The organism is Methanomicrobium sp. (assembly GCF_055145805.1).
The window spans coordinates 33,366-39,544 of record NZ_JBSREC010000086.1; the positions used below are offsets into that span (position 1 = coordinate 33,366).

Here is a 6,179-nt window from a genome sequence, read left to right on the forward strand (position 1 = left end):
AAATGAAAAAAAAACTTAAGAAAAGACAAAAAATTAAATCAAAGTGATAATTATGGGATTTACAATATCTGAAAAGATCTTCTCCCGACACATGGATAAGGAGTGTCGGGCAGGAGAGGTAGTGATGGCGCCCGTTGACGGAGCAATGATACATGACATCACAGGCCCGCTTGCAATAAATGTATTCAAAGAGATGGGCGGTACAAAGGTATTTGACCCGAAAAAAGTGATAATGCTCTTTGATCATCAGATTCCGGCAGACTCGATAACAGCCGCCGAAAACCACGTGATGATGAGACAGTTTGCAAAGGAGCAGGGAATACACAACTACGACATAAAAGAGGGTGTCTGCCACCAGGTTGTTCCCGAGAAGGGAAGGGTAAAACCCGGGGATATCATTGTGGGGAGCGATTCCCACACATGTGCTTATGGTGCCCTTGGTGCGTTTTCAACCGGAATCGGCTCAACCGATATGGCATATGTCTTAAAATCAGGCGAACTCTACTTCAGGATACCTGAGACGATAAAGATAGATGCAAACGGAAAATTCCAAAACAGGGTCGGGCCAAAGGATTTAATCCTCAGCCTTGCAGGCGATATCGGAGCAGACGGTGCGACATACAGGGCACTTGAATTCTGCGGGGATGCATTCTCCGACATGGATATTCCGGGAAGGATGACATGCTCGAATATGGCAATCGAGATGGGAGCAAAGGCAGGAATCGTCCCGCCTGATAAGAAAACGTGGGATTACCTGAAGGGCAGATGCGACTGCACACCTTCCAAACTCCTGAGTGATTCTGATGCGACGTTCTTTGAGGAGCGTAATTATGATGTTTCGGAAATAATCCCGAAGGTTGCCGTTCCGCATAATGTCGATAATGTGGTCGATGTAACTGATGTTGCCGGAAAGCACGTCGATCAGGTCTTCATCGGGTCATGCACAAACGGAAGATTTGAGGACTTTATGGACGCCGCTGAGGTTTTGGGAGATAATAAATTCGCAGAAGATGTAAGGGTGATAATAGTCCCTGCATCCCGTGAGGAGTATATGAAAGTTCTAAAGGCAGGCCTGATTGAGAAGTTTGTCGATGCCGGAGCACTCGTTGAGGCACCGTGCTGTGGCCCGTGTATGGGAGGCGCTTTCGGCCTTCTGGCACCCGGAGAAGTCTCCCTTTCGACATCCAACAGGAATTTTAAGGGAAGACAGGGGAGCACAGAGGCGTTTGTCTATCTCTCCTCGCCCGCAACCGCCGCTGCGAGTGCAGTAAAAGGTGTCATAACCGATCCAAGGGAGGTCTGAATTATGGGAAGAGCATGGAAGTTCGGAGACGATATCGACACGGACGCAATAATCCCGGGAAGATTTTTGATCATCTATGATCCGAAAGAGCTCGCAAAGCATGCCTTTGAGGGAACAAGAGATGACTTCGCAGAAGAGGTAAAGCAGGGCGATGTAATTGTTGCCGGGCGGAACTTCGGATGCGGTTCATCACGTGAACACGCTCCCCTTGCACTGAAGGGTGCGGGAATAGAGTATGTCGTTGCAAAATCGTTTGCAAGAATATTCTACAGGAATGCAATAAATACCGGCGTTCTGCCGCTCGTCTGCGAATCCGCGGATGAGATAGAGGATGGTTCCGAGGCCTCTGTAAACTTAAAAGAAGCTTACATTGAGGCAGGAAACAAAAGATACAGACTTGATCCAATTCCGGATTTCATGATGAGGATTGTTGATGCCGGCGGACTTGTTGAATATGCAAAAAAACAGTGAGGGATAAGATATGACGACATATAAAGCGGCATGTATGCCGGGCGACGGAATCGGGCCGGAGATAATCACAGAGGGAAGAAAGGTGCTTGATGCCGCCGGAGAAAAGTTCGGATTTGACATAAACTGGACAGATTTTGACGTGGGGGCTGAGAGATACCTGAAAACAGGAGATCTCATATCAGAGGATGAACTAAAGGAGCTTTCAGCCTTTCCGGCAATATACTTTGGTGCAATCGGAGATGACAGGGTAAAGCCCGGAGTTTTGGAGAAAGGAATTTTACTTGCTGTCAGGTTCTTCTTTGACCAGTATGTAAACCTCCGGCCGATTAAACTCCTAAAAGGTGTTGAGACTCCGCTGGCAAACAAAAAGCCTGAGGACATTGACTTTGTTGTTGTCAGGGAGAACACCGAGGATTTCTATGTCGGAATCGGTGGAAGGGCAAAGGCGGGAAAGCAAAGAGATAATCTTGAGGTCATCCGTGATCTTTACAATGTGAAGTTCGGAATTGATGTCGAGACTGATGCGGATGAGCTTGCATACCAGATTGGAGTTTTAAGCCGTCAGGGCTCAAAGCGTGTTATGGAGTACGCTTTTGACCTTGCAGAGACCCGTGAGAAGAAACTGACTTCGGTTGACAAGGCAAATGTCCTAACGGATGTTTACGGACTCTGGCGTGAGGTTTTCGAAGAGACAAAAAAGGGATATCCGGATGTTGCGACTGAATACAACTTCGTTGACGCAGTTACTATGTGGTTTGTCAAGAATCCGGAGTGGTTTGATGTTCTGGTAACCCCGAATATGTTCGGCGATATCATAACCGACCTCGGTGCGATGATTCAGGGAGGCCTCGGGCTTGCACCCGGCGGAAACATCAACCCGAAGGGAACATCAATGTTTGAGCCGATTCACGGATCAGCTCCAAAATACAAAGGCAAGAATGTCGCAAACCCTCTTGCAACAATCTGGTCGGGATCGCTTCTTTTAGACTGTCTTGGAGAAAGGGAAGCAGCAGCGGCTGTTGTCACATCAATTGAGCATTCGATTGAGAAGGGAGCTGTTACACGCGATATGGGCGGTTCGATGGGAACGTCTGATATCGGCGAGTGGATCTCTAAGGATATCCTGAATGGATAAACAAATATTTTTTTGCAATACTTTCTAAATACAGAATTTTTGAATTTGTTGAGACCTAAGTATACTACTCAGGACTCAACTATACTTTTTTCACAGTTCACCCCCATAAAGTCTGTAAAAATACCAGTCCTGAATCTGAAAAAATTGAATATCAGATTGTAGCGTCCAAAAGGATTCAGTTATCTCCTGCAAATCTGTAAAATACAGACATCAGATTAAATATCAGATAATGTTGTAAAAAAAATTGGATTCTGACAGGGATGCTAAAAGTCTTTTTTCCCCGCAAAGCATTAGATGATGTTATTCAGGCCGCTCGAGGATCTCATAGCCGGTCTCAAATTCCCTCTCTGCTTCTCCAAGATAATAATCAACTCTCTGACGTCTCTGGGCCCACTCATTCTCTGCTGCCTGTTCGATCATCTCGATCTCGACTGACGCCTGACTCTTAAGGCTCTCAAGCGTCTCAAACCAGACCTCAATCTGCCGGCATCTCTCATCCGAGCAGACCTTCATTCTTTTCCTTATATCCTTCTCCATCCCGTTGAGAGCATTCAGACGGTTATTTGCCTGTTCGACAAACTGTCTCTGGGAAGGTGTAAGTTTTCTGACTTCAGCAACTGGCATTCTTTTTACCTCCTTTATTTAATGGCGGGAGTTATGTGTTATTGTATTTATACTTATGCCAGCAGGTGACAGTTTATACAATTAAACAGAATTTACATTGTATATACCCTGATCCGGACACACCTGTCTGCCTTAATTGATCTGAAAGGTTCAGATCTTATCCCCGTCAAGCCTGTATAAATACCAGTCCTGCCTCTCCGCACCGGTTTTTTCGTAAAACTCAATTGAGGGCTGATTCCAGGTCAAAACAGTCCAGTCCATCCTTCCGCACCCTCTTACCTTTGCCTCGCTGCGGCAGAAATCAAAGAGTTGTCTTCCGATTCCCTGTTTTCTGAATTCCTCTGATACAAAAATATCCTCAAGATACAGCGTTGGTTTTGCAAGAAATGTTGAGTATGTAAAATAAAACGTGATGTAGCCTGCCGGAGTGCCGTTTAAAACCGCCAGATATGCCTCATATTTTGGATTGTCGCAGAATGCATCGGATTTCAGACGGAATTTTGCCTCCTCATCAGGGGGTGGTAATTTCTCATAATCTGCAAGTTTTTCAATTAAGGATATAAATTCAGGAAAGTTTTCCTCTGTTAATTTTTCTATTGTAATTTCTGTCATCTCTTAATTTCCTGATATTATTTTGTCCTGTTATCAAAAATAACTTTGACATAAATCCTGAAAAAAATAAAATCAAAATATTTTTTATACAAAAACACAAAGGATCAAAATAGGGGAATTGTTTTTGAAAGAGGATGAAACTGATCTCATATGCCAGTCATGCGGGATGACGATAAAAAACCATAATGATCTCGGAATTGAGAAAGATGGTTCAAAGTCGCCACATTACTGCATTTACTGTTATATGAAAGGGGAATTTACCGAACCTGAAATTACACTGAGTGAGATGATAGAAGTCTGTGCGAAAAAATCAGAAGAGATAGGAATAATGCCTTATAGACAGGCCAAAGAGATAAATCTCACCATACTGCCGCGTTTAAAACGCTGGAAATATCACTCGGATTAACTCAGTAATTTTTTTTCTAAAATCTCAGAATTTTTTACAGGAGCATCTGCACCTCACAAAATCTTTTTTATTATGAGGTGGCAACAGAAGTCTTTAACCGCAAAAACAGGAATGTTGCGGAAAGATTTGGAAACGGATTGAAGACTGCAGATACATGCAGTGCCATAAACAGTGCAATAATGGCAACAGGGCTTATGAATGCAGATATCTCTGATTCTGTGAAGAGAAAATTAAAGAGACTTCTTTCTGCCTGTTATTTTAAGCCCGAAAGGATTTTCTGATACTGAAAAATGCCCTGACAACTCTGTTCTGTTAATGATATCCGTTATCTCATCCGCTGTATATGCAGCGTTCACAGACGTTATCAGCCCGGGCCTTATCTCTTTTGGCTTAACACTCATCTTCATAAACAAAAAAACAAAATAACTGAGATTTCTTTTGAGATCAGAGATGAAAAACAGACCTTTTGGCTTTAAGACCCGGTTGATCTCTGAAAAGACCTTTTCCGGCTTCTCCCACTCATGAAGGGAGCCGTTTGAGAAGACAAAATCAAATGAGTCATCACCAAAAGGCATCTCAAGAGCACTCCCTTCTGTATAGGAAATACGATCCAAAAGACCGTATTCATCCGCATTTTTCCGGGCAGTCCTTATCATTTCAGGGCTTATCTCAAGTCCTGCAAGTTTTGAGCCCTGTGTTTTCAAAAGCCACTCAAGACCGAGATAACCGGGGCCCGGACCTATCTCAAGGCCGTATCCAAAATCTATGCCTGCTTTAATTATATCATCCGTTTCAAGGAATTTTTTATCCCTCATCCGCCTCTGGAAAAGATCAAAGGATCTTACAATATCATCGGACTGAATACCCTCAGATGTCTCACAGACTCTTTCTCTGACCATCATATCTCATCCACGGCATGCTTGCCGCCGTTGCCATATATTCTTGCAACCATTGCCTCAACCCTCTCAAATCTTTCGTTCTCTTCCCTGCATATCTCACCGCAGGGAACTTTTGCCTCCCCGACAATCTCAGACAGGGATTTTTCGTGCTCATATCCGTCACCATACCCCGTGAATTTTGCAAGGAGTCTTACAAATGTCTCCTGTTCAGACTTATCAAGAACAGAAAGCCTTTTTTTAAGAAATGAAAATACGTCGGTTTCCCTCTCAAGAATCCATCTCTCACCGGCTCTGTCAGGTATAATATAAATATCGCGTCTGTCTTCCTCCCCCCTGACCCTCTTCACAAATCCCCTCTTCTCAAGATTGTTTATGTAATCGGTCGCCGTGCTCTTTGATATATGAAATCTCTCAGAGACATCCTTCATTTTAATCTCATGAAAGTAGGCCACATACAAAATTCCGCAGGCAACAGGTGAGAGAACACTTTTTTTTCCCATATCTGTTTGCAGCAGGACATTCATCCATGTATGAACAAAAGTCATGCACTCCCTTAAAGTGACCAGAGCCGAAACATCAGACATTATAATACGGATGTCCGTAATATCATATATTAGTTTGGATATCCGTATCATCTTAAATAAAAAAAAATAATGAGCTGTTAAAATTACTTTAGAACTGCACCCCTGTCCGCCTGGCCGGCCAGTCTTGCATATCTTGCAAGGACAC

Annotated in this window: 8 protein-coding genes; 4 read left to right on the forward strand and 4 right to left on the reverse strand. The window is 43.7% G+C overall.

The window, feature by feature from the left end:
- Positions 1–52: 52 nt before the first annotated feature.
- From ACTB1O_RS07865 to ACTB1O_RS07875, 3 genes are read left to right on the forward strand one after another with little or no spacing between them, the layout of a single operon-like run.
- Positions 53–1,303, forward strand: a complete 1,251-nt coding sequence (locus tag ACTB1O_RS07865; RefSeq protein ID WP_462994585.1) for a 3-isopropylmalate dehydratase large subunit — start codon at positions 53–55, stop codon at positions 1,301–1,303.
- Positions 1,304–1,306: 3 nt separating this feature from the next.
- Entirely contained in the window at positions 1,307–1,774 is a 468-nt protein-coding gene (locus ACTB1O_RS07870) for a 3-isopropylmalate dehydratase small subunit (protein WP_462994586.1), read from the forward strand.
- 10 nt (positions 1,775–1,784) lie between these two features.
- On the forward strand, positions 1,785–2,909 hold the full coding sequence (locus ACTB1O_RS07875; protein WP_462994587.1) for an isocitrate/isopropylmalate dehydrogenase family protein: 1,125 nt from the start codon (positions 1,785–1,787) through the stop codon (positions 2,907–2,909).
- Between the two features lie 300 nt (positions 2,910–3,209).
- Here ACTB1O_RS07875 and ACTB1O_RS07880 read toward each other — a convergent pair whose 3' ends face one another.
- On the reverse strand, positions 3,210–3,533 hold the full coding sequence (locus ACTB1O_RS07880; protein WP_462994588.1) for a hypothetical protein: 324 nt from the start codon (positions 3,531–3,533) through the stop codon (positions 3,210–3,212).
- Positions 3,534–3,683: 150 nt separating this feature from the next.
- On the reverse strand, positions 3,684–4,145 hold the full coding sequence (locus tag ACTB1O_RS07885) for an N-acetyltransferase family protein (RefSeq protein ID WP_462994589.1): 462 nt from the start codon (positions 4,143–4,145) through the stop codon (positions 3,684–3,686).
- 124 nt (positions 4,146–4,269) lie between these two features.
- On the opposite strand from ACTB1O_RS07885, the gene ACTB1O_RS07890 reads away from it, so the two are divergent.
- Positions 4,270–4,551, forward strand: coding sequence for a zinc ribbon domain-containing protein (locus ACTB1O_RS07890; protein WP_462994590.1), 282 nt, complete (start codon positions 4,270–4,272; stop codon positions 4,549–4,551).
- Positions 4,552–4,781: 230 nt separating this feature from the next.
- Here ACTB1O_RS07890 and ACTB1O_RS07895 read toward each other — a convergent pair whose 3' ends face one another.
- Together ACTB1O_RS07895 and ACTB1O_RS07900 are read right to left on the reverse strand one after the other, a co-directional pair.
- Positions 4,782–5,453, reverse strand: coding sequence for a class I SAM-dependent methyltransferase (locus tag ACTB1O_RS07895; RefSeq protein ID WP_462994591.1), 672 nt, complete (start codon positions 5,451–5,453; stop codon positions 4,782–4,784).
- Positions 5,450–6,034 carry a MarR family winged helix-turn-helix transcriptional regulator gene (locus ACTB1O_RS07900; RefSeq protein WP_462994592.1) on the reverse strand — a complete coding sequence of 195 codons (585 nt, stop codon included), beginning with the start codon at positions 6,032–6,034 and terminating at the stop codon, positions 5,450–5,452. The genes ACTB1O_RS07895 and ACTB1O_RS07900 overlap by 4 nt, the downstream gene beginning before the upstream one ends.
- Positions 6,035–6,179 lie beyond the last annotated feature (145 nt).